We start from the raw sequence: 25,859 nt of genomic DNA, 5'->3' as shown, positions 1-25,859 counted from the left end.
CGGCGTGGTATCTCGCGTGCCATGACAGCCAATCAATATCCCACGCTCGAGTTTGCACTCGGCGACACGGCGGAGATGCTGCGCGACACCGTGCGCTCCTTCGCTTCCGATAAAATTGCGCCGCGCGCTGCGCAGATCGACGCCACGGACACATTCCCGGCCGATCTCTGGCAGGAGATGGGCGCGCTGGGCCTTCTGGGCATCACGGTGGAAGAGGAGCTGGGCGGGTCCGGGCTCGGCTATCTCGAGCACTGCATCGCCATGGAAGAGATCAGCCGGGCGTCAGCCTCGGTGGGGCTGTCCTACGGTGCCCATTCGAACCTGTGCGTCAACCAGATCCGCCTCAACGGCAATGACGATCAGCGCGCGCGCTATCTGCCAAAGCTGATCAGCGGCGAGCATGTGGGCGCGCTGGCCATGAGTGAGACGGGGGCCGGCTCCGACGTGGTCTCCATGCGCCTGAAAGCCGAGAAAAAGGGTGACCGCTACGTCCTCAACGGCTCCAAGATGTGGATCACCAACGGGCCCAGCGCCGACGTGCTGGTGGTTTATGCCAAGACCGATCCGCAAGCAGGTTCGAAAGGCATCACCGCCTTCCTGATCGAGAAGGGAATGGCGGGCTTCTCCGTGGCCCAGAAGCTCGACAAGCTGGGCATGCGCGGCTCGGAAACCGGCGAGCTGGTGTTCGAAAACTGCGAAGTGCCCGAGGAGAACGTGCTCGGCTCCATCGGCGGCGGGGTACGCGTGCTGATGAGCGGGCTCGATTATGAGCGCGCCGTGCTGGCGTCGGGTCCCATCGGGATCATGCAGGCGTGCATGGATGTGGTCATGCCCTATGTCCATGAGCGCAAGCAATTCGGCCAGGCGATCGGCGAGTTCCAGCTGATCCAGGGCAAGATCGCTGACATGTATACGCGCATGACCGCGGCGCGCGCCTATGTCTATGCCGTGGCGCAAGCGTGCGACCGGGGCCGGACCACGCGCCAGGACGCAGCAGGTGCCATTCTGTTCGCAGCGGAAGCCGCGACCCAGTGCGCACTCGACGCCATCCAGATCCTGGGCGGCAACGGCTATATCAACGAATATCCCACGGGCCGCCTGTTGCGCGACGCCAAGCTCTACGAGATCGGTGCCGGCACCAGCGAGATCCGGCGCATGCTAATCGGACGCGAGCTGTTCAACGCGACGCGATAGAGGCGTGCGCCGTCACTCCGCCCGGATCGCGCGGATGGTCACCGGTTCGGTGAGGAACTGGTGGGCGAAGCCGTCGGGCGCATCTTCGCGTCCGGCGGGCCTGTTCATGATCGCCTCGGCGATCTCGATGCCCTCCACCACCTGGCCAAACACGGCATAGCCCGCCTCATCGCCCGGATTGCGCCCGCCGGGTCCGGCGTCGAGGCCGGGCGTGTCATTGAGCATGATGAAGAACTCGGTGGTCGCTGTGCCCACATCATAGCGGGCCATGGAGACCGCGCCGCGCACATGGAACAGGCCGGTCATGTCCGTGCCTTCATGGGCAATGCCGTCCGCTTCGGGCAGGCCCTCGAACCCCCAGCCGCCCTGGATCAAATTCATTGGGGTCTCGATCTCGGGCCGGTCATTATCATCGCGCACCACGCGGTAGAATTCACCGTTATCGAATGTGCCCGCCTCTATATGGGCGAGGAAATTGGCGACGCTCACCGGCGCACGGTCGGCGTGCAGCGCGATGCGGATATCGCCGAGCGAGGTTTCGATCACGGCATGAGGCGGCTGGGCGGGCACCGGCCCGGCAGATTGCTCTCCCGGTTCGGTGCAGGCGGCCAACAGAACGGCTGACACAGCGGCGGCAATGGCGGCGGTGAAGCGCATGGGCATGACGATCTCCTGTCCCCGGCAATGGATGCCTTGCCGTGATCGGAGCGTGCTGCAGCGCCCGTGTCAACGCGTGCGGTTTTCCAGCTTGACCGGACGATCAGCCCTGCGCCATGCTGCGCCGCATGATCACGCGCCCGGCCCTCTATCCTTTTATTGGCTATACCAGCGGCCCGGAGGGGACTGGCTGAGCTCGTCTGTTTGAAGATGAAGACCAGTCCGCCCCCGCCGCCCGGCGGGGGTTTTTGTTTGTCAGGAGACCATCATGACCCCGCCCGAACCGCGCAATGAACGCGCCGTCCTGCGCGCCGCCATCGACCGGGCGGATGCCGAGCTGATCAGGCTGTTGGCCGAACGCCGCCGCCTGGGCGAGGCGCTGGGCGCGCTGAAAGCCGGCGAGCAGACCCCGGTGCGCGATGTGGAACGCGAGCAGGACGTGATCGCGCGCGCCGTGAAGATGGGCGGCGAAGCGGGACTGGACGCGCGCTTCATCGAGACCTTGTTCCAGGCGATCATCGACGATTCCCTGCGCCGCCAGCGAGCCGGGCTGGACGCCCGCGCGGGCGACCGGCTGCTGACCGAGGCGCGGGTGGCGTATCTCGGCGGGCCTGGCAGCTACTCCCACTTTGGCGTCTATGCCCATTACTCGGGGCGCTATTCCGGCGTGGCCCCGGTGATCAAGCGTGACTATGCCGCCATCTTCGCCACGGTGGAGGCGGGCGAGGCAGAATACGGCTTCCTGCCTATCGAGAACACGGCCACGGGCGGCATTGTGGAGGTCTATGACCTCCTGCGCGAGACCCGGCTGAAAATCGCCGGCGAGCACCATCAGCGCATCATCCACGCCCTGATTGGCAAGGCGAGCGATGTGGGTGTGGTGCGCACCGTCTACGGCCACCCCCAGGCGCTGCGCCAGGCCCAGCGCTGGCTAAATGCGCGCCCGGACCTGCAGAAAGTCCCGGTTTCCTCGACCACCCGCGCGCTGGAGCGGGCGCTGGACGAAGGCGCAGGCGTGGCCGCCGTGGCCAGCCCGGATGCGGCGCGCCTGTTCGGGCTCAATGTCATCGAGCCCAATATTTCCGACTTCGCCGGCAATGAGACGCGCTTTGTCTCGCTGGCGCTGGACCCGGCACCAGCCTCGCCGCTATTGCCGTGCAAGACCTCGCTGGTGGTGGTCACCAGTGACGAGGCCGGCTCGCTGATCAGCGCGCTGGAAGGCTTCCGCACTGAAGGCGTCAATCTGACCAAGCTGGAAAGCCGGCCCGTGGCAGGCGCGCCGTGGGAACAGCTCTTCTTCCTTGATCTGGAGGGCCATGAGGATGATCCGGCCGTGGCGCGCGCATTGGCGCATCTGGGCAAGCATGCCAAAACCGTGCGTCAGCTCGGCTGCTACGGATCAGACCGGTTGAAGCCGGCGGGCCGGGCGGAGTAGATAGAGGCCAAGGGCGGTTAGCTCAGTTGGTAGAGCATCTCGTTTACACCGAGAGGGTCGGCGGTTCGAGCCCGTCACCGCCCACCATAAAATTCCTTCAGCCGGATCGCCGACACACGGTGCGGTCCCGGTTGTGGCATCCGCCTCAGCTGGCCGTTCCGAATACCGCCGGCGCGACCACCAGGGCCACGACGCTGAGCACGGCCACGGCGATGATATTGAGCACCAGGCCCACCCGCGCCATGGTCGGGATCGCGACCAGGCCCGAGCTGAACACCACCGCATTGGGCGGTGTGGCTACCGGCAGCATGAAGGCGCAGCTCGCCGCCAGCGTGACCGGGATGACATAGACCAGCGGATCCTGTCCGGTTTCCACGCCGATGGCCGCGATGACCGGCAGGAAGGTGGCGGTGGTGGCCAGATTGCTGGTCAGTTCGGTCAGGAATATCACCAGTGCCGTGGCGGCGACCACCAGCAGCACGGCGTTGACGGTCCCGAGCCCGGCGAGCTGTTGGCCCAGCCACAGCGCCAGGCCCGAGCTGCTCACCGCCGCGGCCAGGGCGAGGCCGCCGCCGAACAGGATCAGCACGCCCCAGGGCAGGCGGGACATGGTATCCTAGGTCATCAGCGCCTCGCCCTTCTTGCCTGACGGGATGAGGAAGGCCGCCATTGCGGCGATCATCGCCACGCCCGTGTCGCTGAGTTCGCCCACGAAGGGCAGGCCTTCCAGCCAGCCGCGCCCGAGCCAGCCGGCCACCAGAAACAGGAACAGGCCGGCGGTGCGCACCTCGGCCTTGCTCATGGTCCCCAGGCTCGTGCGCATGGACTGGATGTAGCGCAGCGTTTCGGGCGAGGCCTTGAAGTCGATCGGGAACATGATCCGGGTCATCAGCAGCCAGGCCAGCGGCAGCAGCACCAGCGTGACCGGCAGGCCCACCAGCATCCAGCGCGCAAAATCGATCTCCACGCCATAGTTATCGGCCATGAAGCCGGCCATGAAGGCGTTGGGCGGCGTGCCCACGAGCGTCGCCATCCCGCCCAGCGTCGCGCCATAGGCCAGTCCCAGCAGCAGCGAGATCCCGAAATTACTGCGCTGGCGCAAGGACAACGTCGGCATGGTTTCGGCGATGACAGTCACCACCGAAACCGCGATGGGCAGGAGCATCAGCGTCGTGGAGGTGTTGGAGATCCACATGCTCACGAACGCCGCCGCAATCATGAACCCGGCGACCAGACCGCGCGCATCGGCGCCAGACAGCGCGAACACGCTCAGCGCAATGCGCCGGTGGAGGCCGCAGCGCTCGATGGCCAGGGCGATCACGAAGCCGCCGAAGAACAAATAGATGATCGGATTGGCGTAGGGCGCGGCCATACTGCTCAGCGGCGCGACGTCCAGAATGGGCAGCGCGACCAGAGGCAGGAAAGCAGTGACCGCGACGGGAATGGCTTCGGTCGCCCACCAGATCGCCATCAGCACGCCGATTGCGGCCACCAGAACGGCCTCGCGCGGCAGGCCTTCGGGTGCGAAGACGGTGGCCACAAGTGCCGCGGCGACCGGTCCGAGGACCAGACCGATGCGCTGGTACAGGGCCGGGCCGGCTGCAGGTTCGGATGCGGTCATGACGTGTCCTGATCTCGATTATTCGGCGGGTGCGGCGAAGCCGTCGGGATATTGCGCAATCAGCGCCGCCGCGGCCTGCGCCATGGCGGCATTGTCGTGGGCGACGCCGGGAACCGACCCAACCCTCCAGTTGAAGTCAGCGCCGATTGCTTCAGCCTGAGCCCGGCCGACGCTGGCAAAAAAGGTGCCCCTGGCATAGCGGTGGGGCCCCTGGGCGGCGGCTTCGGGCGTGCGCCGCAGATAGCGGTGGCGCGGATCAGTGTCCTGGTCGCCCAGCAAAATCATCAGCGGGGCTTCCAGCCAGGCGCGCACTGCCGCCTCTTCGATGCCTGCGCCGCTGAGGCCATAGGGCCAGGCCACGCCCTCATGGGGCAGGGCATACCAGCCGGCATTGGCGGCGTAGGCGGTGATGAGGCGCGGCAGCGGCTCCAGCAGCACGGCGCGATGGGCGACCTGCGCGCCAGCCGAATGACCAAACAGATGATAACCGGCCGCGTCACCGCCTCGGGCGGCGATCGCGTCGAACAATGGCTCGAAGGCGGCGTAGGCGAAGGGCCCGTCCGTACCCAGACCGCCCAGATTGTACATCTCTGCGCCGGGGAAGGCTTCGGCGGTAAATTCCGGCGCGTAGACCCTGAGCCCGAGGGAACCCGCCAGACCTTCCCAGTTACGGGCATAGTCATCGGCATTGCGGTCCACGCCATGCAGGACAATCACGACCGGCGCACCGGTCATGGCGTCGGGTGCCGGCTCGGCGAAGAACACGCGCAGCGGCGGTCCCGGCCAATCGGAAAACACGAAGCTGCCCGTGCGCAGCGCCTGGCCAGAGGCAGGCGCAGTCAGCACCGCGAACACGGTCAGGATGAGGGTGAGGGCAGCGCGCATGACACAATCGGGGTGCCGCCTGAATCAGACGGCACCCCGGCTTGGCTCAATCAGAACTGCATGCGCAGGTCGACGTAGATCTGGCGTCCGCGAACGCTGTGATAGGCCGCGTCATAGCCGTTGGTCTCGTCGGCGAGTGGCGGGTCCACATCGAAGATATTATTGGCACCCACGCGCACCCGAAGGCCATCGAGCGGACCCGGACGGCTCACATCATACTGGAGGTAAGCATTGGTCTGGGTCCAGGACTCGACGATGAACGGCTCACCGGCCGGGTTCAGACCAGCGCCGGTGTCGATGAAGTCGCTGGTATAATCGGCGCGCACACCCGCCCCGAAACCGCTGTCATGGCGCCAGGTCACCCCGCCGGAGATGCGCCATTCCGGCTGGCCATCCTGACGGATGATCTCGCCTTCCTGGGATACCGTGATCTCGTTGGAGATCAGACCGCTATCTACCGCGTCGCGGATTCGTTGGGCACCCGGAGACAGGGCGATGAAGTAAGTGTCCAGATAAGAGGCGTTCAGCTTGATGTTGAAATCGCCGATCGGAGTGTCGTCGATCGTGTAGTACACCCCGTAATCCCACCCTTCGACATCGATGTTCTCATTGTTGTCGTATGTGTCGCGGATGAACAGGATATCCCCGGCCGGATCAAGGCCGGCAGCATTGAAGTAGGCGATCTGGTCCGCGTTCGGCGCTTCGCGCACCACATTGGGGTTGGACTGGCCCTGCAGCCGCAGCAGATAGTCGAGGCTGATATGGTTCTCGGCACCGAAAACGCCCACCACGTTCTGACGCTGGATCTCCCAGCGATCCACGGTGACCGTCAGACCGTTGAGGAAGCTCAGCGGCCCCTGGAAGCCGCTCGGCTCGAACACAAAGCCATAGGTGATATTGGTCGCGTCTTCCGGACCGATATCATCGGACACCGCGCGGCGCTCGATCCGTCCTTCGCTGAAGCCGGTGCAGGCGCCAAAATTGGCGAAGCTGCCATTGCGCACGCCCGCTTCGCAGGCATAGCTGTCCTCGCGTGCGTTGGACCGGTCCACGCCTTCATTGATCACGATCAGGTTGGGCGCACGGAAGCCTTCAGAGTAGGCACCGCGGAATTTCAGGCCCGCAAACGGAACCCACGCCGCCGCAATGCGCGGCTTGATCCCGCTGCCGCCGAAGTCGGAGTATTCCTCGTAGCGTGCGGCGATCTGGACGTCGAACGTATCCACCAGCGGGATGTTCATGTCCGGGCTGACCAGCGGGATCGAGGCCTCGGCGAAGGCCGCGAGCACTTCGCGCGACCCGCTGGAGTCCGGTGTCGGGCTGGTGCCGTAGATATCGGTCTCGCTGACCTCACCGGTCACCGCGTCGGTGAAGGTGATGGTGCCGTCCACGCGTGCATCGCGGTCCTCGTTGTAGGATTCATAGCGCGCTTCGACGCCGGCGGCGAAGCCGACCGGTCCGCCGGGCACATTGAACAGAGCGCCATTGCTGACCCTGAAGTCGGCCAGCGCCAGCTCTGCGGTGCTGTCGCGCACCACATCGACCAGGAAAGGTTCGATCAGATTGCGCGGATTCGGCGTGGCGTCGCCCACTGACGGGTTGGCCGGGCTGCCCCCGTTGAACAGGTTGTAGACGTCCGGGGTTTCCTTCATGAGCTCACGCTGGAGCAGGGTGCGCGAGATCGAGTTGTTCTCCGTGTCCTCGGCGTGGGACCGGTTGTAAAGCACTGCCGAATCCCAGTCCCACCCGGACTGGCCGAACGTGCCGCGCGCCCCGGCCAGAGCCCGGAATTGGGAGTTGACCACCACGATGTCGCGGAAGCCCACATCGACGAAGCGGTAGCGGCCAGCGTCGGTGAAGACCGGCAAGCCGCCGGCGGGCACATTGGTCAGCCCTGACAATCGGTTGGGGTTCGGCCGGCCGTCCGAGAAGGTCACCGGGCCGAACGGGTTGTAATAATACTGCGCCGGAACCGAGATGTTGGTCGCGCCGATACCATTGCGCGGCTCGTTGGTGGAGCGGGTCTCGGCCCAGTAGAAGCCGAACTCGCCATAGAGCTCCATGCCATTGTCAAGATCATGGTTCACGAAGGCGAAGGCGTTGAACCGGTCGCGGTCGGAGATGATTGAACGCTCGGTGGCCCCGTCATAGCGCAAATTGCGATCTTGGGCGCCGTCGTCGATGCACAGCCCTGGAACCGACAGGGCATTGGCCGTATTGCCCAGACAGCCCGCAAATGTGTCGGGCTGGAAGTGGAAGACGCCTGCGGGCGAGGTCAGAATGGCCCCGTTCCGGCGCACGCGCGTGGCCGTGGTGGTTCTCAGAGTCCACTGACCCCAAGGTGTCTGGGTGGCGCGATTGTCAAAGGACAAGTCGCCTTCAAAGCTGGTGCCGATCAGGAAGGGACGCAGGTCCTCGCTCGAGGCCACCGGAATTTCGTTGGCGAACAGGCCCTCGCGCCGCGAATACTGGGCGGAGAAGGACACGTTTGTGCGCCCGCCATTGAAGTCCTCGCCCGCGCGTACGGTGAGGGTCTGCTCGTTCAGGCCATTGCCGGTCGCCCAGAGATGACGGGCCTGGACGTTAAATCCGGTGAAATTATCCGTCAGAATGGTGTTGAACACGCCCGCCACCGCGTCACTGCCATAGATGGCTGACGCGCCGTCATTGAGCACTTCCACCCGTGAGATTCCCGATACCGGCAACGCATTCACATTCACCGTTGTGACCGGGGTGGACAGCTCTGCCTGGGTGGAGGGGTGATTGACCACCCGGCGCCCATTGAGCAGCACCAGGGTCCCGCTGGACCCGATGGAGCGCAGATTGATGGAGGCGATGTCACCACGGGCGTTGTTGTTGGTGGTGTTGTTGTCATTGCGGAACTGCACACTGCCCTGGGCCGGCAGCGAGCGGATCAGGTCCTCGCCATCGACCCCGCCAATGGCGGCGATGTCAGCCTCGGTCAGGATGGTGACAGGCAGCGCCTCATTGATCCGTGCGCCACGGATATTGGTCCCTGTGACGATGATCACGTCGTTTGCCTGTGCCTGTGCCTGGCGCGCGGCGGGCGGCTGAGGCTGCGTTGCCACAGGCTCCTGTGCCAGCGCGGTTCCACACAGCGCCAGAACCCCAAGCGCCGTTCCCGATTTCAAAATTCCCCGAACCGACATGACTTCCTCCCGGTTATGTGTTTCCGGGAAGAGAGCAATGTGACTGAACAGTGTCAACGAAAAATATACACCCGGTTCAAATTTAAAGCGGGAGGGGTTGCCTTTTTGCGTCATTCCGGCCACGTCGGGGTAGGGCGCATCGGTGCCTGATCGTTAGGGAGCCTTGTCCGCCATGTCGGTTGTACGGCCGCAATTCCCCGACCATAGCTCGCCCTTCTCACGCAAGCAGGAGCGGCGGCGCAAACTCGACGCCATCGTGTCAGCGGCTGCACAGCGCTTCAACGACCAGGGCTTCGCCCATACCCGGCTGGAGGATGTGGCCGCCGAATTGGGGCTGACCAAGACCAGCATCGCCTATTACTTCGCCAGCAAGGAAGACCTCGCCGAAGCGGTGTTTCGCGCCGCCGCCGAGTTTCTGCATGACGCCGTCAACACGGCACGGGCCGCGCCGGGCGGTCCGGCCGAGCGCATACAGGCGCTGGTCTCGGCCTATGCAGCCCAGCTTGAAGATGCCGCGCGCGGGCGGCGGGCACATCTGGCCGCGTTGCGTGATCTGGAGGCTCTGCCTGAGGGCGTGCGGATCCAGATATCCGGGCGCATGTCCGAGGCGGTGTCGCTGATCAACGCGCTGGTCGCCGACTGGATCAGCGACCAGCGCGCTCCGGTGCGCTGCCCCGAACCAGTCACCGTGCTGCTTCTGGAGCTGCTGGACTGGCTGGCCGAACGCCAGACCGGGACAGGCAAGGGCGGCGATATCGGCGCCGCGCGTGCGGCCCTGGCCGATCTGCTTGACCACGGGCTCGCCGCGGCCGGCACTGCGGTTTGTGCGGCTGCGCCGCTTGACCTGACAAGCGACGAGACGCTGGCGATCTTCGACCGCGACGCCCGCAACCGGATGAAGCGCGAGGCCTTCCTCAAGGCGGGATCACGCCTGTTCAACCAGAAGGGCTTTGGCGGTGCGTCGCTGGCCGAGGTCGCTTCGGCGTTGGGGGTGTCGAGGGGGGCATTCTACTACCACATCCAGGACAAGGAGCAGTTCCTGGACCAGTGCCTTGACCGTTCGCTGCAGATTGTGGAGCGCGCACTGAGTCAGGCCGAGGCCGCCGAGCTGTCGGCGCTGGGCCGGGTGCGCAGCGTGCTGGTGGAGCTGATCTACCGCCAGGCCGCAGGGGTGGAGCCGCTGATCCGGCCCGGCATGGCTGCTGTCCTGCCGCCACCGCGGCGGCGGCGCTACCAGAGCCGCATGCGCAATATCGCCCTGCGCTTGGGCGACGCGCTGGCCGAAGGTGTGGAGACCGGGGAGATCCGCGCCCTCGACAGCGGGCTGGTCGAGGAGATTCTGGCCGGTGCCATCTTCCTGAACGGGGGCTATACCCTGGCCGCCGCGACCCGTATTTCCGGCTGGAGCCTGGCCGAAGACCCCCGCTCGGTCAGCGACGATTATCTGCACCTGATCCTTTATGGTCTGAAGGGACCGGCATGATCGCGGCCCTGTGCACCCTCACCGTGACGGACGCAGCCGCGCTGGGTCTGCCAGATCTGGGCGCCCCCGCCGCCTTGCGCGCATGTGACAGGGACAATCACCCATGAAGCCACCCATGAAGCGCTCGTTTGTCATTTTCGCCCTCAGCCTGAGCCTGCTCGCTGCCTGCGCGGCACCGCCGGCCGCTGCTGATTGCATGAACGGGGCGGTTCGGCTGGTCACCGGGTATGACAGTGCCGCAGCCGGTGTGTGCCGGCGCGGCGATGCTGGCGGGGCGCACTTCAGCCTGGTCATCGCGCCGGAGGCCGAACCCATCAATCCCAGTCCCTGGTACGCCTTCACGCTGGAGGGCACCCCTGGGCGTTATCAGGTCGAGTTGGCCTATTCAGCCGCCTCCCATCGCTACGCTCCCTGGATACGCGAGGGGGCAGGGGGCTGGACGCGTCTGGGAGCGGACCGGGTCGCTCTCGCGGATGAAGGACGCCGCGCTGTTCTGGAGCTCACGCTGGGCGAAGACCCTCTGCAGGTCGCCGCGCAGCCGCTCTACACGCTGGCTGACTATGCCTCGCTTGAGCAACGCTGGCCCGGCCCGTGGCGCACCATCGGTCACAGCGTCGAAGGCCGCGACCTGCGCGCGCTGATCCTCGAGCCGCTCCCGGACAGCGACGGATGGGCATTGGTGCTCGGCCGTCAGCACCCGCCGGAAATTCCCGGTGCCTGGGCGCTGGACGCGTTCGTCGATGAAGCCCTGCGCCTGCGGGAGGCCGGGCTCCTCCGGTCCGGGCTGATTGTGATCCCGGTTCTCAACCCGGACGGCGTGGACGCGGGCTACTGGCGGCTCAATGAGAACCGGGTAGACCTCAATCGCGACTGGCGTTCGCGCAGCCAGCCGGAAGTCCAGGCGGTGCCCGCGCTGCTGGACGCGCTGTCCCTGGTCCAAAGCGATCTTGAGCTGATGGTGGATTTCCACGCGACTGTGGCCGAGCGACTCTACCTGCCCCAGCCAGAAGAATTGCCGGCCGAGGCCAATGCCCGCCTGGACGCGTGGCTGGCCGCCATGGAGGCGGACGGCATGTTCGAGATCTTGACGCCAATGCGCACCAATCCGAGCCGGCGGGTCAGCGCAAAGGCCGTCTTCACCGATGACTGGCGCACCGTGGCTGTTACCTGGGAGGCCGGTGACGACACCGAGCCGGACCTGGTGCGCGATCACGCCCGGCGGGCCGCACAGCACTGGGCATTGAGCCGCGACTGACGCTCCGGCCTGCTGTTTGATCACACCGGATGGCAGCGGCGGCAACGCGAACCCGCTAGCGCAATTGGCCTGAGCCGGTCACGGCGCGCGATCTTCAGCCTCCAATGCCCCGCGATGGGCGTCGGCGAAATCGAGCAGTGCGCGCCAGTCGCTGGCACGCACGCCATGCAGCCCGCCGCGCATATGAGTGGTCAGGCGTGAGGTGGGATCAAACCCGTCCATATCTGTTTGCCAGGGCGCGTCCGCCTCAAGCAGCCGCCACACCGGCCGCGTGGCCTGAGCGGCGCGAAAAGCGCCCGCCGGATCTGACCAGGTGTCGCGCATGGCACCGCCCAGGAGGACCGGACGTGGCGCAATCAGCGCCAGCAGGTGATGGGCGTCCACCGGCAGCGCGGTCTCGTCGTGCGCGTATTCCGCATAGCGCCTCGCAAACCAGTGGGGATAGCTCTGTGTGATGGACGCGACCGGCTCGCCCACCCCATCGCCATGCAGCGAAGCGCCGCCCGTTCCCGATTGCAGCGACAGCACCATGGCGAAGCGCGAATCGCGCGCGGCGGCGAGCAGCACCGCCTTGGCGCGCCGAGAATGGCCGTACAGAATCAGGCCACCGGGCGACAGACGGGCGTCAGGAACAAGGTGGTCCGCGACCCGGCTCATGGTCCACGCCCAAAGTGAGATCAGTCCGGGCCGGCCGTAGGCCTCGGGATCAAGCCCAAGACGTGCCAGCGCCTCGGCGTGCATTGGCTGGGCATCCGGCCCGATTTCGCTTTCATGCCAGACCGCCAGGGCGTAGCCGCGTGCCAGAATCTCCGCGACGGGCGGGATCAGCACATGCTCGCCGAACACGAGCCCGGCCACCGGGCTCAGCCAACCGCCCGCCTCGCAATAACCGTGTCGGAAAGCGTCCGGTTCGCCGAAGGCGTCCACCCCAAGCACGGCGCCTGGGCCGCAATCGCTGGCGATCATGATAACCGGAAAAGGCCCCGGAGCGTTCAGCGGCAGAACCAGCGCCAGCGTCTGGGTGACCGCGCGTCCGTCCTCGAAAACAAACTCCAGCGCGTGACGTTCAATTCGTCCTGTGCCGCCATAGGCGGCCGGATCAACCAGGGTCGACGCGATAAGGCGCGCTTGAGCAGGCGGCGGCGCGCTGCCGAAAATGTGATCTTCCAGTGCAGCCAGCAAGGCCGGGCGCCGGGCCTGCCAGTCGCCGCGCGAGGTTACAGTGTCCTGCCCGAATCCGGGTGCCAGCAAGGCCGGGGACGCCGCCGGTCCACGCGCGGCCATGTCTGCCGTCATGAGCAGGTGACGGGCCGGCGTGCAGGCGCTGACATAGGCGGAAAAACCGGCCGCCAACGACACGATGGCAAGCGTCAGGATGAGGGGGCGCAGGCGTGGTGTCATGGGTTCACTCTAGCCATGACGCGCCATGGTGGTCATGGCCATAACACATTTGGTGACAGCACTCTGGCGGGCCGCCCTGCCGCCTGTGCAGATGGCCGCTAAACCGGCTTGACCGGCGTCCGGCGCCCTATTAGGACAACGCCTCCCGGCCAGACATACCGCCGGGTACGCAGCAATGCGGGTGTAGCTCAGTTGGTTAGAGCGCCGGCCTGTCACGCCGGAGGTCGCGGGTTCGAGCCCCGTCACTCGCGCCATTTCCCCCCATCGATCATGGCCGGCCAATCGAAACGGTCCCGCTGGCGCGTACAGCGTGCATAGCCCTATGCTGGCGGAGTGATTCGCAGCAGCAAAGGGGCTCGACATGGTGGCTGTACTGACCAATTTGCGCACGACGGTGCTGATTTCGGTGCTGTTGGCGCTGGCCTTCTTCTTCATCTACATCATCGTTGGCCAGGGCGTGGGCCTCGGCGAGCCGCAAGTGCTGGAGGCGCTGCTGCGCTGGACCCACGTGGTCGCCGGAATCATGTGGATCGGCCTGCTCTGGTATTTCAACTTCGTCCAGATCCCGACCATGCCGTCCATCCCGGATGAACTGAAACCGGCCATCGGCAAGCATATCGCGCCGGCCGCGCTGTTCTGGTTCCGCTGGGGCGCGGCCTTCACCGTGCTGACTGGCGTGCTGCTGGCCCTGGTAAAGGGTTATTTCGTGGAGACCATGACGCTCGGCGCGCTGGCGGGCTTCGCGCCGGGCTTTGTGTTCATGGGCATCGGCATGTGGCTGGCCCTGATCATGGCGTTCAATGTCTGGTTCGTGATCTGGCCCAATCAGAAGATCGCGCTGGGTCTGGTGGAGGCGGCTGCCGACGCCAAGCCGAAGGCGGCACGCACGGCGATGCTGTTCTCGCGCACCAATACGCTGCTGTCCCTGCCCATGCTGGTGGCGATGGCGGGCTTCCAGACGCTGGGCTGAAACGCCCTCCAAGTCTGAACGCAAGACGGCCCCGGACTGTGTCCGGGGCCGGTTTCGTATGCGCCTCAGCTTTCGGTGGGGACCAGGCCGGCCAGCTGGCTTTGAAGCACAGCGCCGGCGCTGGTGGTGTCGCGCGTGCCGGGCCCGGGCTCTTCCTGGGCCATGATCACGGCGGTAACGCCCGTCGCCGGGCTAACCACGAAGGCCGTGTCGAAATAGCCGCCCCAGCCGAAATCGCCGGTGCGCCGCCCGCCATCTTCATTCACCGACACGCCGACCGAATAGCCAAAGCCCAGCCCGATGCGGCGCTGATCCTCGCCCATCCGGTCAAGACCCACATGGGGCGTGACCATAGCTGCGACATTGTCCGGGCTCAGGACCCGCACGCCGTCGAGCTCGCCGCCATTGGCGAGCATGAGCGCAAAGCGCAGATAGTCATCGGCCGTCGAAAACAGGCCTGCGCCGCCCGCCTCGACGTGAGCGAGCACGGCCAGATCGCGCTGGCGGGCCACGTGCACCAGCGCCCCGTCTTCATCATGGGTGTAGAGCGCCGCCAGGCGTTGCCGCCGGGCTTCGTCAGGGAAGAAGCTGGTGTCCGTCATGCCGAGCGGCTGAAACAGGCGCGCCTGCATGAACGCTTCCACGCTCTGACCCGATGCCACGGCGATGACCTGGCCCAGAATGTCGTTGGAGTAGGAGTAGAACCAGCGCTCGCCCGGCTGAAAATAAAGGGGAATGCCAGCGAGCGAGTTGATGCGGTCTTCCAGTGGCCGGTCATCGGCCCGGTAGATGTCGCGGTCGATATAAAGTGCGCCCAGATGGGTCTGGTAATCAAACAGATAGCCGACGCCCGAAGTATGGGTCAGCAAGTCTTCAATGGTGATGGCGCGCGCCAGAGGCTCGGTGGGAATCTCGAAGTTCCCGTCATGCATCAATTGGGTGGCGACGCGCGCGCTGGCGAAGGCGGGGATGTAGTCCGACACAGGGTCGCTGACCGACAGGGCGCCGTCCTCGGCCAGGATCAGGATCGCAGCGGCTGTCACCGGCTTGCTCATGGAGGCAATGCGCACCACCGTGTCGGCGCGCATGGGAATTCCGGCCTCCACATCGGCGTAGCCCGCCGCGCTGACATGCTGGACGATTCCGTCTCGCGCGATGACAGCAACATAGCCGGACCGATCCTGGCTTGCCGCCAGCGCGGCGAGAGTCTCGTCGAGGCGCGCCACCGCCGATGCATCCAGTCCGCGCGCCGCAGGCGCGGTGTCTGCCGAGGGCTGCGCCGGTGCGCCGGCGGGTGCGGGTTCAGCCGAGTGCTGGCCGCGTTCGCCGCAAGCGCCCAGCGCCAGCAGAGCCGCCAGCGCACCGGCACCCAGCACAGAGCGCCAGGGCGCGTGATCAATCCGGCTCATGAAATCCCCTCTCCAGCCAAAACAGAACGACCGCGGCGAGCCTCGCCGCGGCCGGTCTGTTCGTCAATCGCGGATTGATGACAGCGGTGTTCAGGCCTTGGCGAAATTCTCCGCCGCAAATTCCCAGTTCACCAGCTTCTCCAGGAACGCGCCCATATAGTCCGGACGGCGGTTCTGGAAATCGAGGTAATAGGCGTGTTCCCACACATCCATGGTCAGAAGCGGGGTCACCCCGGCCTCTGTGATGGGGGTTTCGGCATTCGGGGTCTTGCGGATTTCCAGCTTGCCGTCCTTGACCACCAGCCAGGCCCAGCCGGACCCGAACTGACCGGCGCCGGCCGCCTTGAAGGCGTCGGCAAACTTCTCAAACGAGCCGAAATCCCGGTCGATGGCTTCGGCCAGCTTGCCAGACGGGCGCCCGCCGCCATCGGGGGACATGGACTGCCAGTAGAAAGTGTGGTTCCAGATCTGGGCGGCATTGTTGAACAGGGCCGCGTCCTTGCGCTGCCAGGCGGTGCGGATGGCGGTTTCCAGGTCCGCGCCGTCGAGCTCCGTCCCCTTCACCAGATCATTGGCCTTGTCCACATATGCCTTGTGGTGCTTGCCGTGGTGGAAATCCAGCGTCTCGGCGCTGATATGAGGCGCCAGCGCGTCGCGGGTGTAAGGCAGGTCGGGGAGAGTGAAGGCCATGATCGGGTTTCCTCTTGTTCCGGTCGATTCAAACTGGTGCCGCGATCGGCACCCCGTGCGCCATATGGCGCCTCTCACGCTAAGGTCCACCGCAGGAGACCGGATTGACTGAAAGAAGTTTCGAGGCGGCGCTGCAGCGCGATGACCCGGACCGCTGGATGGCGGCGCTTTTCGCACCGGCTGACACGCGTGCGCGCCTGGTCACGCTGTACGCCTTCTATCACGAGATCGCGCGCGTGCCCGATGCGGTCAGCGAGCCGGTGATCGGCGAGATGCGCCTGAGCTGGGCGCGCGACGCGGTGCGCGATCTCTACGCCTCCCCGCCGAAGGTGCGCCGCCATGATGTGTATGAGGCACTGGCACCGCTCACCCGCGTGCCCGGAGCCCCTGATGCCCGGGTGCTCGACCAGCTGATCGAGGCGCGCGCCGCCGATCTGGGGCAGGGGCCTTTTCCGACCCGGCAGGACCGGCGCGACTATGTCGACCGCACCGCCGGCGTGCTGATGGCGGCCGCCGCGCGTCTCGCCGCGCCCGAGACCGCCTTGAATGAGACGGCTCAGCAGGCGCTGACTGAAGCCGGGCGGCTGTGGGGGCTCACCGGGCTGATCCGTGCCTTCGCGCCATTGTGTGCGGCCGGGCGTCCGCCTCTGGCCACCGACGAAGCGGCCGGTGCGGGCCTCACCGAATCCGACTGGCTCTCTGGGCGCAAGCCGGATGCGGCGCGTGCGGCGCTGGCGGGCCTGATCGCGGAAGCCGAGGCGTCGGCCCGGGCGCTCGCCAGCCTCTCCAGGGCCCTGCCGGCCGACATGTTTCCTGCCATTGGCTATGTCAGCCTGGCGCCGGGCTATCTGCGCCGCGCCCGCCACGTCGCAGACCCGTTCCGGGAGATCGCCGAACCGCCACTCTTCACCCGGCAGCTGCGGCTGACCTGGGCGTCGCTGACGGGGCGGATTTAGGCAGAAGGGCTGTCTGCCCACCTCGTTTGCGCAAAGCTCTTATCGGAGTTGCATTTCCTCTCCTCATTAGCGAAATTAGTGCTGAGCTGAAACTCATGGAGGCGCGTTTCGCTGATGTCCCATGCCGGCGCCTTGTCGCAGCCCGCAGCGCTCGCCTTTTCTGGCGGCGCCGCCCTGGAGCACGGATTTGGCCGGATCCTGCAGGCCCCGGGCCGGGCGGCCTGGCTGTTCGGGTGGGACGGCGCCACGGCGCTGGGGCTGATCCTGATTGGCGCGCATTTCGTGATGACGGCGGAGATGGACAGGCCGGACGGATTTGCGGGAGTGCTCTTCATGCTCGCTGTCTTCGCGCGCCGTGTCATGTCGGAGGCGGCCTGGCTGCGTTTCTTTTTGGGGGAGCCCGAGACGAAGCCCTACGTGCCGTTCCGGCTGGGCTCCGATGAATGGCGGCTTTTTTGCTGGCAGGATGGCTCGCAGGCTTTGTGCTGACCGTCCTGGGCGGGCTGGTGATGATCCCTTTGATGTTTCTGGTAGTCGGCTTCGAGCAATTTTCCGCTTTTGCCTGGGTCCCGGTGGCGGCGATGATCGCCGGCCTGTTTGTGCTGTTCCCGCGCTTCCTGATCATGCTCGCCTCCACAGTTTATCTCAAGCGGATCGCGCCATTCGAGGATCTGGCGGCGACCGGGCGGATCTGGGGCCGGGCGGCGGCGGTTGGCGCGATGATCATCGCCACGCTCCTGCTCGCCTTTATCGCGTGCGGCATGGTGTTCCGGATCGCCGGACTGGCCGATGATTACCAAAGCTTCGGCGCGCAGTTCGACGTGATTTACAATTGGGCGCTCACCGCGCCCCTGTCGGCCGTTGACGGATTGGTGCTCGCCTGCGCGATGCTGGGCGCCAGCCTGTTCTGGGTCATGGCGCGCGGCGCGGCGGCGTACGCCGCGCTGGTGCTGGCGCAGGCCGACGGCGCTACCCCGCCAGCTTCTTCTGGCGCGCGCGGTCCCGCTCCAGCAGCGGCTTGAGATAGCGGCCAGTCCAGCTGGCGTCCACCGCGGCGACGTCCTCGGGCGTGCCGGCGGCCACCAGCTCGCCGCCGCCATCGCCGCCTTCGGGGCCCAGATCAATGACCCAGTCGGCGGTCTTGATGACATCGAGATTGTGCTCGATCACCACCACCGTATTGCCCTGATCCACCAGCTCATGGAGCACTTCGAGCAGCTTGCGCACGTCCTCGAAATGCAGCCCCGTGGTGGGTTCATCCAGGATGTAGAGCGTCTTGCCGGTGGAGCGCTTGGCCAGCTCCTTGGACAGCTTGACCCGTTGCGCCTCACCGCCTGACAGGGTGGTGGCGGGCTGGCCGACCTTCACATAGCTCAGGCCCACGCGCTTGAGCGTTTCCATCTTGTCGCGCACGGCAGGCACGGCCTTGAAGAATTCGGCGGCCTCTTCCACCGTCATGTCCAGCACGTCGGCAATGGACTTGCCCTTGAACGTCACCTCCAGCGTCTCGCGGTTGAAGCGCTTGCCGTGGCACACATCGCACTCGACATAGACGTCGGGCAGGAAGTGCATCTCGATCTTCACCACCCCGTCGCCCTGGCACGCTTCGCAGCGCCCGCCCTTCACGTTGAAGGAGAAGCGGCCAGGCTTGTAGCCGCGCGTCTGCGCCTCGGGCAGGCCGGCGAACCAGTCGCGGATGGGGGTGAAGGCGCCGGTATAGGTGGCCGGGTTGGAGCGCGGCGTGCGCCCGATCGGCGACTGGTCGATATCGATGATCTTGTCCAGCTGTTCCAGCCCGTCCACGCCGTCATGGTCGGCGGGCACGTCAGAGGCGCCGTTGAGCCGCCGGGCCGCCGCCTTGTAGAGCGTCTCGATGGTCAGGGTGGACTTGCCGCCACCCGACACGCCGGTGACGCAGGTGAACACGCCCAGCGGAAAGCTGGCGTCCACGCCCTTGAGATTATTGCCGCGCGCCCCGCGCACGGTGATCTGGCGCTTGGCGCTGGTCTTTCGCCGCTTTTCAGGGACCGGCACCAGCCGCGCGCCGGACATGTACTGGCCGGTCAGGCTCGCCGGATTGGCGGCGATCTCGGCCGGTTTGCCCTGGGCAATGATCTGGCCGCCATGCACGCCCGCTGCCGGACCCAGGTCGACAACATAGTCAGCCGTCTCGATGGCTTCCTCGTCGTGCTCCACCACGATGACCGTATTTCCCAGATCGCGCAGGCCACGCAGGCTTTCCAGAAGGCGCGTATTGTCGCGCTGGTGCAGGCCGATGGACGGCTCGTCGAGCACGTAGAGCACGCCGGTCAGGCCCGACCCGATCTGGGAGGCGAGGCGAATCCGCTGGCTTTCCCCGCCCGACAGCGTCCCCGAGGCCCGGCTGAGCGACAGGTAATCGAGCCCCACATCGACGAGGAAGCGCAGCCGGTCGCGGATTTCCTTCAGGATCCGCCGGGCGATCTCCTGATCCTTGGCTGACAGCGTCTCCTCAACACGGGTGAACCAGTCCAGCGCCTCGCGGATGGAGCGGTCGCCGGCTTCGGATATGTCGGTGCGGTCGATCTTCACCGCCAGCGCTTCGGGTTTCAGGCGCTTGCCGCCACAGGTTTCGCACGGCTGGGCGGACTGGAAGCGGCCCAGGTCCTCGCGCACCCAGGTGGAGTCGGTCTCGCGCCAGCGCCGCTCCAGATTGGGGATGACGCCTTCAAACGTCTTGGTGGTGGAGAACTGGCGCAGCCCGTCTTCGTAAGTGAATTTGATCTTGTCCGACGTGCCATGCAGCACGGTGTGGCGGAACTTTTCCGGCAAATCGCGCCAGGGCGCGAACATGGACGCTCCGTAATGGTCGGCGATGGCTTGCAGGGTCTGCTGATACAGCTTGGATGTAGCGCGGCTCCACGGCGCGACGGCACCGTCATAGAGCGACTTGTCGCGGTCGGGCACGACCATGTGTTCGTCAAACTTCAGGCTCTGGCCCAGCCCGTCGCACGCCGGGCAGGCACCGAACGGATTGTTGAACGAGAACAGGCGCGGCTCGATCTCGGCGATGGTGAAGCCCGAGACCGGGCAGGCGAATTTCTGCGAGAAGATCATCCGCTCGCCGGTGTCGTAGGCTTTCTCGTCCGACTCGGACGGACCTGCGAACTCTGCCACTGCAATCCCGTCGGCCAGGCGCAGCGCGGTCTCCAGCGAGTCCGCCAGGCGCTGCTCGAGGCCCGGCTTGATGACGATGCGGTCTACGACGACGTCGATATCGTGCTTGAATTTCTTGTCGAGCTCGGGGGCTTCTTCGAGCGTGTAGAAGGCGCCGTCCACTTTCACCCGCTGGAAGCCCTGCTTCATCAGCTCGGCAAATTCCTTGCGGTATTCGCCCTTGCGCCCGCGCACGATAGGGGCCAGCAGGTACAGCTTGGCACCATCCTCCAGCGCCATCAGCCGGTCCACCATCTGGGACACGATCATGGCCGAGATCGGCTCGCCGGTGGCAGGCGAGTAAGGCACGCCGACGCGCGCCCAGAGCAGGCGCATATAGTCGTAAATCTCCGTCACCGTGCCCACGGTGGAGCGCGGGTTTTTCGATGTGGTCTTCTGCTCGATGGAGATGGCCGGCGACAGGCCCTCGATGGAGTCCACGTCCGGCTTGCTCATCAGCTCCAGGAACTGGCGGGCGTAAGCCGACAGGCTCTCGACATAGCGCCGCTGGCCCTCGGCATAGATGGTGTCAAACGCCAGAGAGGACTTGCCCGAGCCGGACAGCCCCGTGAACACGATCAGCTGATCGCGCGGCAAATCCACCGACACGTTTTTCAGATTGTGCTCGCGCGCGCCGCGCACGGAGATGGTCTTGAGCGGCTCTCTCATAAAATTCTCCAGCAAACACGTCCTAACTAGACCGGCGGGCCCGGCTCCGCCACAACACCGCTGCGCCCAGTGAAGTTCAGTGCAAGGCAGGGCAGAACGGTGGACTCCCGCGCCCGCCTCGTGTTCGCTGGCGCCCGACTCGCGCGCTGGAATTGACGCGCGGAACATTGTGTGAACAAAATGCCGGCAAACGGCAATAGGGAGTGGATGCGATGGCGGGCAGCGTGAACAAGGTCATCCTGGTGGGCAATCTGGGCGCGGACCCGGAAGTGCGCCGGCTCAATTCAGGCGATCCGGTGGTCAATCTGCGCATCGCCACGTCCGAACAGTGGCGCGACAAGTCCACGGGCGAGCGGCGCGAAAAGACCGAGTGGCACAATGTCGTGATCTTCAACGACAACCTGGCCAAGGTGGCGGAAAACTATCTGAAGAAGGGTGCCAAGGTTTATATTGAGGGCCAGCTTCAGACCCGCAAATGGCAGGACCGCGACGGCAATGACCGTTACACCACCGAGATCGTGCTGCAGAAATACCGCGGCGAGATGACCATGCTCGACGGCAAGGGCGAGGGCGGTGGCGGCGGCCGCAGCGGCGGCTACGACCAGATGGACGACCGCTCCGGCGGCGGCAGCGGCGGCCAGCGCCAGATGGACAAGCCGCGCGAGGACTTCTCGTCGGATACGCTGGATGACGATATTCCGTTTTAGGGATTGGCATTCAATCTGGAATAAGCCAGCATTCCCCCGTGGCGTGAGCGGGAGGGGTGACAGTGCTGCGTTGGGCCGGCGGATTGGCGATTTGGGCCGTAATGTCAGCGGCCCTGGCGCTGATGCTCATGTTTGCCGCCGCCAAGAGCACCCCGCTGATCGTCGGCGCAAGTATAGCCGACTCGATTTCAGCGGCGTGGGAAGAGGACTCGGAGGGGCTGTGGGAGCGCTATCAGACCCGGCTGCCGGAGCCCTTGCCGCAATGGCGCATCAGACACCAGCATCGCGGTGTGATGGATGGCGTTGCGGTTATGGACTACGAACTGCAGCCCGATGAGGCCTTTCTGCCGCCGCTGATTGTCGCGGTGGGCGGCTCTGAAGGTGGGTTCTGGCTGGGCGGGCCTGGTCGACGTCCGACTTCTGGGCGTTTCGGTCAAATCCTCATGGAATTTGGCTTCTCGATCCGCTCCATCGCCCATTTCGGCGGGAGGCCTTTACCCGAATGGTTTGGCGAGGGCGAATTGCCGCCCCGGCTGGCCGAAGGACGCCTTGAGGCCATCGCCGAAGTGATCCGGGACGCCCGTACGACGCGCGGCGCACAGCGCCGCTGCATCGGTTTTGTCGGGGTGTCCAAGGGCGGTGAGCTGACGCTTCTGCTGGCGGCGCATAGCGACACGCTGGCCGGGGAGGGCAGTCCGCTGATGGATGCGGCGGTAGCGGCGGTTCCCAGCCATGTGGTGCTCCAGTCGCCCCATCGCACATTGCGCGTCAATTCCAGCTGGTCGCTGGCCGGGGAGCCGCTGGATTTCGTGCGCTATCCGTGGCTGTCACCGCATGTGCCTGGCGCTCTGCTGCGCGACTATGAGGCGGTGCTGCGGCTGGGGCGTCAGGCGCTAAGCAACGAAGCGATGGTCGCCCGTGCAGTAATCCCGGTGGAGCAGGCAGCCATGCCCGTGCTGATGCTGGGCGCGACCCGCGACCATATGTGGCCGTCTGCCGAGATGTCCCGCGCTGCGCTGGCGCGCGCCGAACGGCTCAACCCGGACCACACGGTCTCGCTGGCCGAGTACGACCTTGATCATTTCGTGATGAGCTATCCCGAACCCATACTGGACACGGTCGTCTTCTTCTACGAAACCCTGCGCCAGGCGGCGCAGGAGGGGCGCTGCGAGGCCGATTTCGCAGACCCGTGGCACCCGGACGGCGCGCCGTCCTCTGAGCTGGCGTCAGACTAGTCGCCGCGCCAGACGCTCATGGCCTGAACACCTCCACTACCGCGCTGGTGTCCACCGCGCCGCGCTGGGCGGCGCCGCCGATGGTGTAGATGGCGCCGTCAATGGCGTGGGCGCCCAGGCCATGGCGCGGCGTGGGCATGGTTCCGGCGGCTTCCCAGGCGTCGGCGCCGTCGCGCCAGGCCCAGACTTCGTCATACACCCCGCCGCCATCTTCAAACCACTCGCCGCCAAACACGTAGAGCGTATCGCCCACGCTGGCGGCGGCCAGGCCGCCGGAGCCGCGCGGGCCGCGTGAGGGCGCGGGCAGGGGCGCAGCCGTGCTCCAGCTATTGCTGTCCCGGTCATAGACCTCGTGCACCGGCGTGTTGCCGCCCGACACGGTGCGCCCGGCCACCACATGGATGCGCCCGTTCAGCACAGCGGCGGCGGCGGAATTGCGGGCGCTGGGCGAGGGCGCGCGCGTGGTCCAGTCGCCGCTGGCGGGGTCCAGCATGAGATGCGCCGTGACGTCCGCCTGATGGTTCCATTCGGCGTTTTCTGCGCCTGCGGGCCGGCGCCCGGTCAGCACATGGATGCGGCCATCCAGCGCCACGGCCACATTCTCCGCCCACGGCCCGGGCAGGGCGGGGCCTTCTCGCCATGCCTCATCCTCGCCCGGGCGCAGGGTCCAGACGCGCGATGTGTTCGACCACGCGCCGCCGTTTTCCGCCGTGTAGCCGCCGATGGCGTAGAGCGTCCCGTCGACGCCGACGCATTGCGGGTGATGGGTGGGGATGGGCAGGCGGGCCAGCTCGCGCCAGCTGTCGTCCACGCCGGGGGTGAGGGCCAGCACCCGGTCTGAAATGTCCAGCGGGCGGTCGGAAATCCCGGTGGCGAACCCGCCGGCCACATACAGCGTACCGTCCATCAGCGCCGGGTAGATTTCCTGCACAGGGAAAGGCAGATCCGGTGCCCGGCCCCAGCGCGCCTCGTCCCCGCGCCGGGCGGCAAAGCCCGCCCCGGTGGCCAGCGCGCCTGCGCCCGCGGCCAGTCCCAGCGCCGCCATTCTGCGTGTGAGTGTCATGGCTCGATCCACCCTTTTCTGCTTTCGGGCAGGCTAGCATCGGGTCGGCGGCGCATCCAGCGGAAGCGGCCTCGCGCGTCCGGGACCTGGCCCGGTCTGGCATCACGCCACGCCCGCCTGAAACCGTACCAGATCCTCAGGCTCCATCGCCTTGATCATGCGCGTGGCGGCTTCGTAGCCGGCTTCCACCGCATCATCGAAGCGGCGCCATTCGCGTAGATCCATGTCCAGATCGGGCAGGATCAGCAGGTCTGCCGCATCACGGGTCGCGGCGTGCTGGTCCAGCGTGCCGGCGGTGGCGGCGCGCAGGAGCAGCGAGGCGATGGGGGGCGGGTCGCTCAGGCCATGGCGCATCGCCCAGCCGAAAAAGCCCGGCGGATCAATGAAATCATCGGCGCAGATCGAATTGGTGCGCGTCACGTCCGAGCCGATATTGAGGCCGCGATGGAAGCTTTTGAGCTCATTGACCGGGAAATTATTAAACACCGCCCCGTCCACCAACACCGACTGGCCATCCACCACGGGGGGCAGGAGACCCGGAATGGCCAGTGAGGCGCGCAGCGCGTCGCGCAGGCGTCCCGTGCGGTGCACGCGCACGGCACCCAGTGTCAGGTCTGACGACACGCAGAAGAAGGGCCGGGGCATGTCGGCGATCTCCGTGTCGCCGAAATGCTCTTCCAGACGCTTGTCCACGCGCTGCCCCTTGATCAGGCTGACCACGGGCAGGGTCCAGTCGCTGAGTGGGTTGGAAGTGACGAAGGCGGCGCGCATGCGGTCTTCCAGCTCGCTATCCTCCCAGCCCAGCGCCACACCTGCCGAGATGATCGCGCCCATGGAGGCACCGCAATAGAAGTCAAAACTGATCCTGGCATCACGCAAGGCCCGCACCGCGCCCACATGGGCGTAGGCGCGCGAGCCTCCGCCCGACAGGACCAGTCCCACGGAGCGTCCGGTGAGGGTGCGCGCCAGCGTGCGCACATCCTCGCGCCGGCCCTGACGCCAGTGGAAGCAGCGCGCGGCTTCAGCGGCCTCCACCCATTCCTGCGGTCTTGCCGCGGCCCGGTCGCCGCCATGATGGACCATCACCACGTCGATAAGCTTCAGCCGCGCCGCTGGAGAAGGAGACTCTGGCAGAAGCGGCGTGGACGGGCGCGCGTCGGCCCTGGCCAGGAGCCAGATACGGTCGGCGCGGGCCATGGCACGCTGGGTCCAGTCGATATCGGACATGCGCGCGGCCAGCAGCACCACATCATGACGCGCCTCGATCACGTCAAAGCGCTGAGCCGACAGGCCGGCGGCGTCCTCGCCCAGCACCGCTGTGGTCAGCCCCATGGCACCCAGCGCCTTTTCCAGTTCGCGCGCGCGGTATTCAAGATCAATGGTCGGCGAGGTGGCGATCAGGGCGAAGATTTTGGGGTCGGAGCGCTGGCGCATCGAACCGCCGCGCAGGCGGAACATCATCATGCGCGCCAGCTCGCGCATCAAAGACGGGTGTTTGAGGGTCAGGGTCTCGAAGGCGGGCTTGGGCAGGCGCACCAGCTCGCTGTCGCGCAGGGCATAGACACTGGCCGAATGGCGGCGCTCCTCGACCAGCGCCATCTCGCCAATGGGCTCGCCCTGGCGGATATGGCCGATCAGCTCAGAGCGCCCGTCGGCGGCGGTGCGGAACGCGGCCAGCGCGCCCGATCGCACCAGATAAAACGCATCCGCCTCGTCGCCCTCATGAAACAAGGTGGCCCCGGCGGGCAGGCAGAACCATTCCACCTCGGCTTCAATCGCCTTGAGCGCAGCAGCCTCGATCCGGTCCAGGAAGGGCAGGCGGGAAAAATTGAACTTGGCCAAGGCGCACGATCCGATTCGCGGT

The 25,859-nt window shown here is 66.1% G+C and carries 19 protein-coding genes, 2 tRNA genes and 1 pseudogene; 12 read left to right on the top strand and 10 right to left on the bottom strand.

Going from position 1 to position 25,859, the window contains the following annotated elements; all coding sequences use genetic code 11:
- Positions 1 to 21 precede the first annotated feature (21 nt).
- Positions 22 to 1,194 (top strand): isovaleryl-CoA dehydrogenase, encoded by a 1,173-nt coding sequence (locus L2D00_05330; GenBank protein WBQ14108.1) that lies wholly within the window; start codon positions 22 to 24, stop codon positions 1,192 to 1,194.
- A gap of 12 nt (positions 1,195 to 1,206) precedes the next feature.
- Here L2D00_05330 and L2D00_05325 read toward each other — a convergent pair whose 3' ends face one another.
- Entirely contained in the window at positions 1,207 to 1,857 is a 651-nt protein-coding gene (locus L2D00_05325) for a peptidylprolyl isomerase (protein ID WBQ14107.1), read from the bottom strand.
- Positions 1,858 to 2,119: 262 nt separating this feature from the next.
- Here L2D00_05325 and L2D00_05320 point away from each other — a divergent pair, with 262 nt between their 5' ends.
- The gene (locus tag L2D00_05320) at positions 2,120 to 3,286 is read left to right on the top strand and encodes a chorismate mutase (GenBank protein WBQ14106.1); all 1,167 of its coding nucleotides are present in this window, start codon (positions 2,120 to 2,122) and stop codon (positions 3,284 to 3,286) included.
- An 11-nt stretch (positions 3,287 to 3,297) separates the two neighbouring features.
- Positions 3,298 to 3,373: transfer RNA gene (locus L2D00_05315), tRNA-Val, on the top strand.
- Between the two features lie 58 nt (positions 3,374 to 3,431).
- Here the strand turns inward: L2D00_05315 and L2D00_05310 are convergent.
- The 3 genes and pseudogenes from L2D00_05310 to L2D00_05300 all read right to left on the bottom strand — a co-directional run bounded on the left by L2D00_05310 (position 3,432) and on the right by L2D00_05300 (position 8,962).
- A pseudogene (locus L2D00_05310) lies at positions 3,432 to 4,907 on the bottom strand (DASS family sodium-coupled anion symporter).
- Positions 4,908 to 4,925: 18 nt separating this feature from the next.
- Positions 4,926 to 5,792 (bottom strand): hypothetical protein, encoded by an 867-nt coding sequence (locus tag L2D00_05305; protein ID WBQ14105.1) that lies wholly within the window; start codon positions 5,790 to 5,792, stop codon positions 4,926 to 4,928.
- Between the two features lie 50 nt (positions 5,793 to 5,842).
- A complete protein-coding gene (locus L2D00_05300; GenBank protein ID WBQ14104.1) occupies positions 5,843 to 8,962 on the bottom strand; it encodes a TonB-dependent receptor in 3,120 nt (1,039 codons plus the stop codon).
- 172 nt (positions 8,963 to 9,134) lie between these two features.
- Here L2D00_05300 and L2D00_05295 point away from each other — a divergent pair, with 172 nt between their 5' ends.
- Both L2D00_05295 and L2D00_05290 read left to right on the top strand, forming a co-directional pair.
- The gene (locus L2D00_05295) at positions 9,135 to 10,445 is read left to right on the top strand and encodes a TetR/AcrR family transcriptional regulator (protein ID WBQ14103.1); all 1,311 of its coding nucleotides are present in this window, start codon (positions 9,135 to 9,137) and stop codon (positions 10,443 to 10,445) included.
- A 115-nt stretch (positions 10,446 to 10,560) separates the two neighbouring features.
- Complete coding sequence (locus L2D00_05290; GenBank protein WBQ14102.1) at positions 10,561 to 11,700, top strand: succinylglutamate desuccinylase/aspartoacylase family protein; 1,140 nt, start codon at positions 10,561 to 10,563, stop codon at positions 11,698 to 11,700.
- Positions 11,701 to 11,778: 78 nt separating this feature from the next.
- Here L2D00_05290 and L2D00_05285 read toward each other — a convergent pair whose 3' ends face one another.
- On the bottom strand, positions 11,779 to 13,101 hold the full coding sequence (locus L2D00_05285; GenBank protein ID WBQ14101.1) for a hypothetical protein: 1,323 nt from the start codon (positions 13,099 to 13,101) through the stop codon (positions 11,779 to 11,781).
- Positions 13,102 to 13,278: 177 nt separating this feature from the next.
- Here L2D00_05285 and L2D00_05280 point away from each other — a divergent pair.
- Positions 13,279 to 13,355: transfer RNA gene (locus tag L2D00_05280), tRNA-Asp, on the top strand.
- A gap of 107 nt (positions 13,356 to 13,462) precedes the next feature.
- The gene (locus L2D00_05275; GenBank protein ID WBQ14100.1) at positions 13,463 to 14,071 is read left to right on the top strand and encodes a urate hydroxylase PuuD; all 609 of its coding nucleotides are present in this window, start codon (positions 13,463 to 13,465) and stop codon (positions 14,069 to 14,071) included.
- 65 nt (positions 14,072 to 14,136) lie between these two features.
- Here L2D00_05275 and L2D00_05270 read toward each other — a convergent pair whose 3' ends face one another.
- Positions 14,137 to 15,480, bottom strand: coding sequence for a beta-lactamase family protein (locus L2D00_05270; GenBank protein WBQ14099.1), 1,344 nt, complete (start codon positions 15,478 to 15,480; stop codon positions 14,137 to 14,139).
- A gap of 90 nt (positions 15,481 to 15,570) precedes the next feature.
- Positions 15,571 to 16,170 (bottom strand): superoxide dismutase, encoded by a 600-nt coding sequence (locus L2D00_05265; GenBank protein WBQ14098.1) that lies wholly within the window; start codon positions 16,168 to 16,170, stop codon positions 15,571 to 15,573.
- Positions 16,171 to 16,274: 104 nt separating this feature from the next.
- Between L2D00_05265 and L2D00_05260 the strand changes: the two genes are divergently transcribed.
- From L2D00_05260 to L2D00_05250, 3 genes are all read left to right on the top strand, one after another.
- Positions 16,275 to 17,126 (top strand): squalene/phytoene synthase family protein, encoded by an 852-nt coding sequence (locus tag L2D00_05260; protein WBQ14097.1) that lies wholly within the window; start codon positions 16,275 to 16,277, stop codon positions 17,124 to 17,126.
- A gap of 114 nt (positions 17,127 to 17,240) precedes the next feature.
- A complete protein-coding gene (locus L2D00_05255; protein WBQ14096.1) occupies positions 17,241 to 17,615 on the top strand; it encodes a hypothetical protein in 375 nt (124 codons plus the stop codon).
- Positions 17,570 to 18,148, top strand: coding sequence for a hypothetical protein (locus L2D00_05250; GenBank protein ID WBQ14095.1), 579 nt, complete (start codon positions 17,570 to 17,572; stop codon positions 18,146 to 18,148). Before L2D00_05255 ends, L2D00_05250 begins: the two co-directional genes overlap by 46 nt.
- Here the strand turns inward: L2D00_05250 and uvrA are convergent.
- Positions 18,096 to 20,990, bottom strand: coding sequence for an excinuclease ABC subunit UvrA (gene uvrA / locus L2D00_05245; protein WBQ14094.1), 2,895 nt, complete (start codon positions 20,988 to 20,990; stop codon positions 18,096 to 18,098). The two genes, L2D00_05250 and uvrA, sit on opposite strands and share 53 nt — an antisense overlap.
- A 212-nt stretch (positions 20,991 to 21,202) precedes the next feature.
- On the opposite strand from uvrA, the gene ssb reads away from it, so the two are divergent.
- Both ssb and L2D00_05235 read left to right on the top strand, forming a co-directional pair.
- A complete protein-coding gene (gene ssb, locus L2D00_05240; GenBank protein ID WBQ14093.1) occupies positions 21,203 to 21,697 on the top strand; it encodes a single-stranded DNA-binding protein in 495 nt (164 codons plus the stop codon).
- 101 nt (positions 21,698 to 21,798) lie between these two features.
- Complete coding sequence (locus L2D00_05235) at positions 21,799 to 22,932, top strand: hypothetical protein (protein WBQ14092.1); 1,134 nt, start codon at positions 21,799 to 21,801, stop codon at positions 22,930 to 22,932.
- A gap of 16 nt (positions 22,933 to 22,948) precedes the next feature.
- Here L2D00_05235 and L2D00_05230 read toward each other — a convergent pair whose 3' ends face one another.
- Both L2D00_05230 and L2D00_05225 read right to left on the bottom strand, forming a co-directional pair.
- The gene (locus L2D00_05230; GenBank protein WBQ14091.1) at positions 22,949 to 23,995 is read right to left on the bottom strand and encodes a galactose oxidase; all 1,047 of its coding nucleotides are present in this window, start codon (positions 23,993 to 23,995) and stop codon (positions 22,949 to 22,951) included.
- Between the two features lie 102 nt (positions 23,996 to 24,097).
- Complete coding sequence (locus L2D00_05225; protein ID WBQ14090.1) at positions 24,098 to 25,837, bottom strand: patatin-like phospholipase family protein; 1,740 nt, start codon at positions 25,835 to 25,837, stop codon at positions 24,098 to 24,100.
- Between the last annotated feature and the right edge of the window lie 22 nt (positions 25,838 to 25,859).

The sequence above is a fragment of the Hyphomonadaceae bacterium BL14 genome, assembly GCA_027627705.1.
In the GTDB taxonomy this organism is placed as follows: Bacteria; Pseudomonadota; Alphaproteobacteria; order Caulobacterales; family Maricaulaceae; genus Oceanicaulis.
This window is presented reverse-complemented; position numbering and strand designations above follow the sequence as displayed.

What these genes read in the sequence shown, in the direction of transcription:
- L2D00_05330 (WBQ14108.1), top strand. Translation starts at nt 22, where the DNA reads ATGACAGCCAATCAATATCCCACGCTCGAGTTTGCACTCGGCGACACG.
- L2D00_05325 (WBQ14107.1), bottom strand. Translation starts at nt 1,857, where the DNA reads ATGCCCATGCGCTTCACCGCCGCCATTGCCGCCGCTGTGTCAGCCGTT.
- L2D00_05320 (WBQ14106.1), top strand. Translation starts at nt 2,120, where the DNA reads ATGACCCCGCCCGAACCGCGCAATGAACGCGCCGTCCTGCGCGCCGCC.
- L2D00_05305 (WBQ14105.1), bottom strand. Translation starts at nt 5,792, where the DNA reads ATGCGCGCTGCCCTCACCCTCATCCTGACCGTGTTCGCGGTGCTGACT.
- L2D00_05300 (WBQ14104.1), bottom strand. Translation starts at nt 8,962, where the DNA reads ATGTCGGTTCGGGGAATTTTGAAATCGGGAACGGCGCTTGGGGTTCTG.
- L2D00_05295 (WBQ14103.1), top strand. Translation starts at nt 9,135, where the DNA reads ATGTCGGTTGTACGGCCGCAATTCCCCGACCATAGCTCGCCCTTCTCA.
- L2D00_05290 (WBQ14102.1), top strand. Translation starts at nt 10,561, where the DNA reads ATGAAGCGCTCGTTTGTCATTTTCGCCCTCAGCCTGAGCCTGCTCGCT.
- L2D00_05285 (WBQ14101.1), bottom strand. Translation starts at nt 13,101, where the DNA reads ATGACACCACGCCTGCGCCCCCTCATCCTGACGCTTGCCATCGTGTCG.
- L2D00_05275 (WBQ14100.1), top strand. Translation starts at nt 13,463, where the DNA reads ATGGTGGCTGTACTGACCAATTTGCGCACGACGGTGCTGATTTCGGTG.
- L2D00_05270 (WBQ14099.1), bottom strand. Translation starts at nt 15,480, where the DNA reads ATGAGCCGGATTGATCACGCGCCCTGGCGCTCTGTGCTGGGTGCCGGT.
- L2D00_05265 (WBQ14098.1), bottom strand. Translation starts at nt 16,170, where the DNA reads ATGGCCTTCACTCTCCCCGACCTGCCTTACACCCGCGACGCGCTGGCG.
- L2D00_05255 (WBQ14096.1), top strand. Translation starts at nt 17,241, where the DNA reads ATGTCCCATGCCGGCGCCTTGTCGCAGCCCGCAGCGCTCGCCTTTTCT.
- L2D00_05250 (WBQ14095.1), top strand. Translation starts at nt 17,570, where the DNA reads ATGGCGGCTTTTTTGCTGGCAGGATGGCTCGCAGGCTTTGTGCTGACC.
- uvrA (WBQ14094.1), bottom strand. Translation starts at nt 20,990, where the DNA reads ATGAGAGAGCCGCTCAAGACCATCTCCGTGCGCGGCGCGCGCGAGCAC.
- ssb (WBQ14093.1), top strand. Translation starts at nt 21,203, where the DNA reads ATGGCGGGCAGCGTGAACAAGGTCATCCTGGTGGGCAATCTGGGCGCG.
- L2D00_05235 (WBQ14092.1), top strand. Translation starts at nt 21,799, where the DNA reads ATGTCAGCGGCCCTGGCGCTGATGCTCATGTTTGCCGCCGCCAAGAGC.
- L2D00_05230 (WBQ14091.1), bottom strand. Translation starts at nt 23,995, where the DNA reads ATGACACTCACACGCAGAATGGCGGCGCTGGGACTGGCCGCGGGCGCA.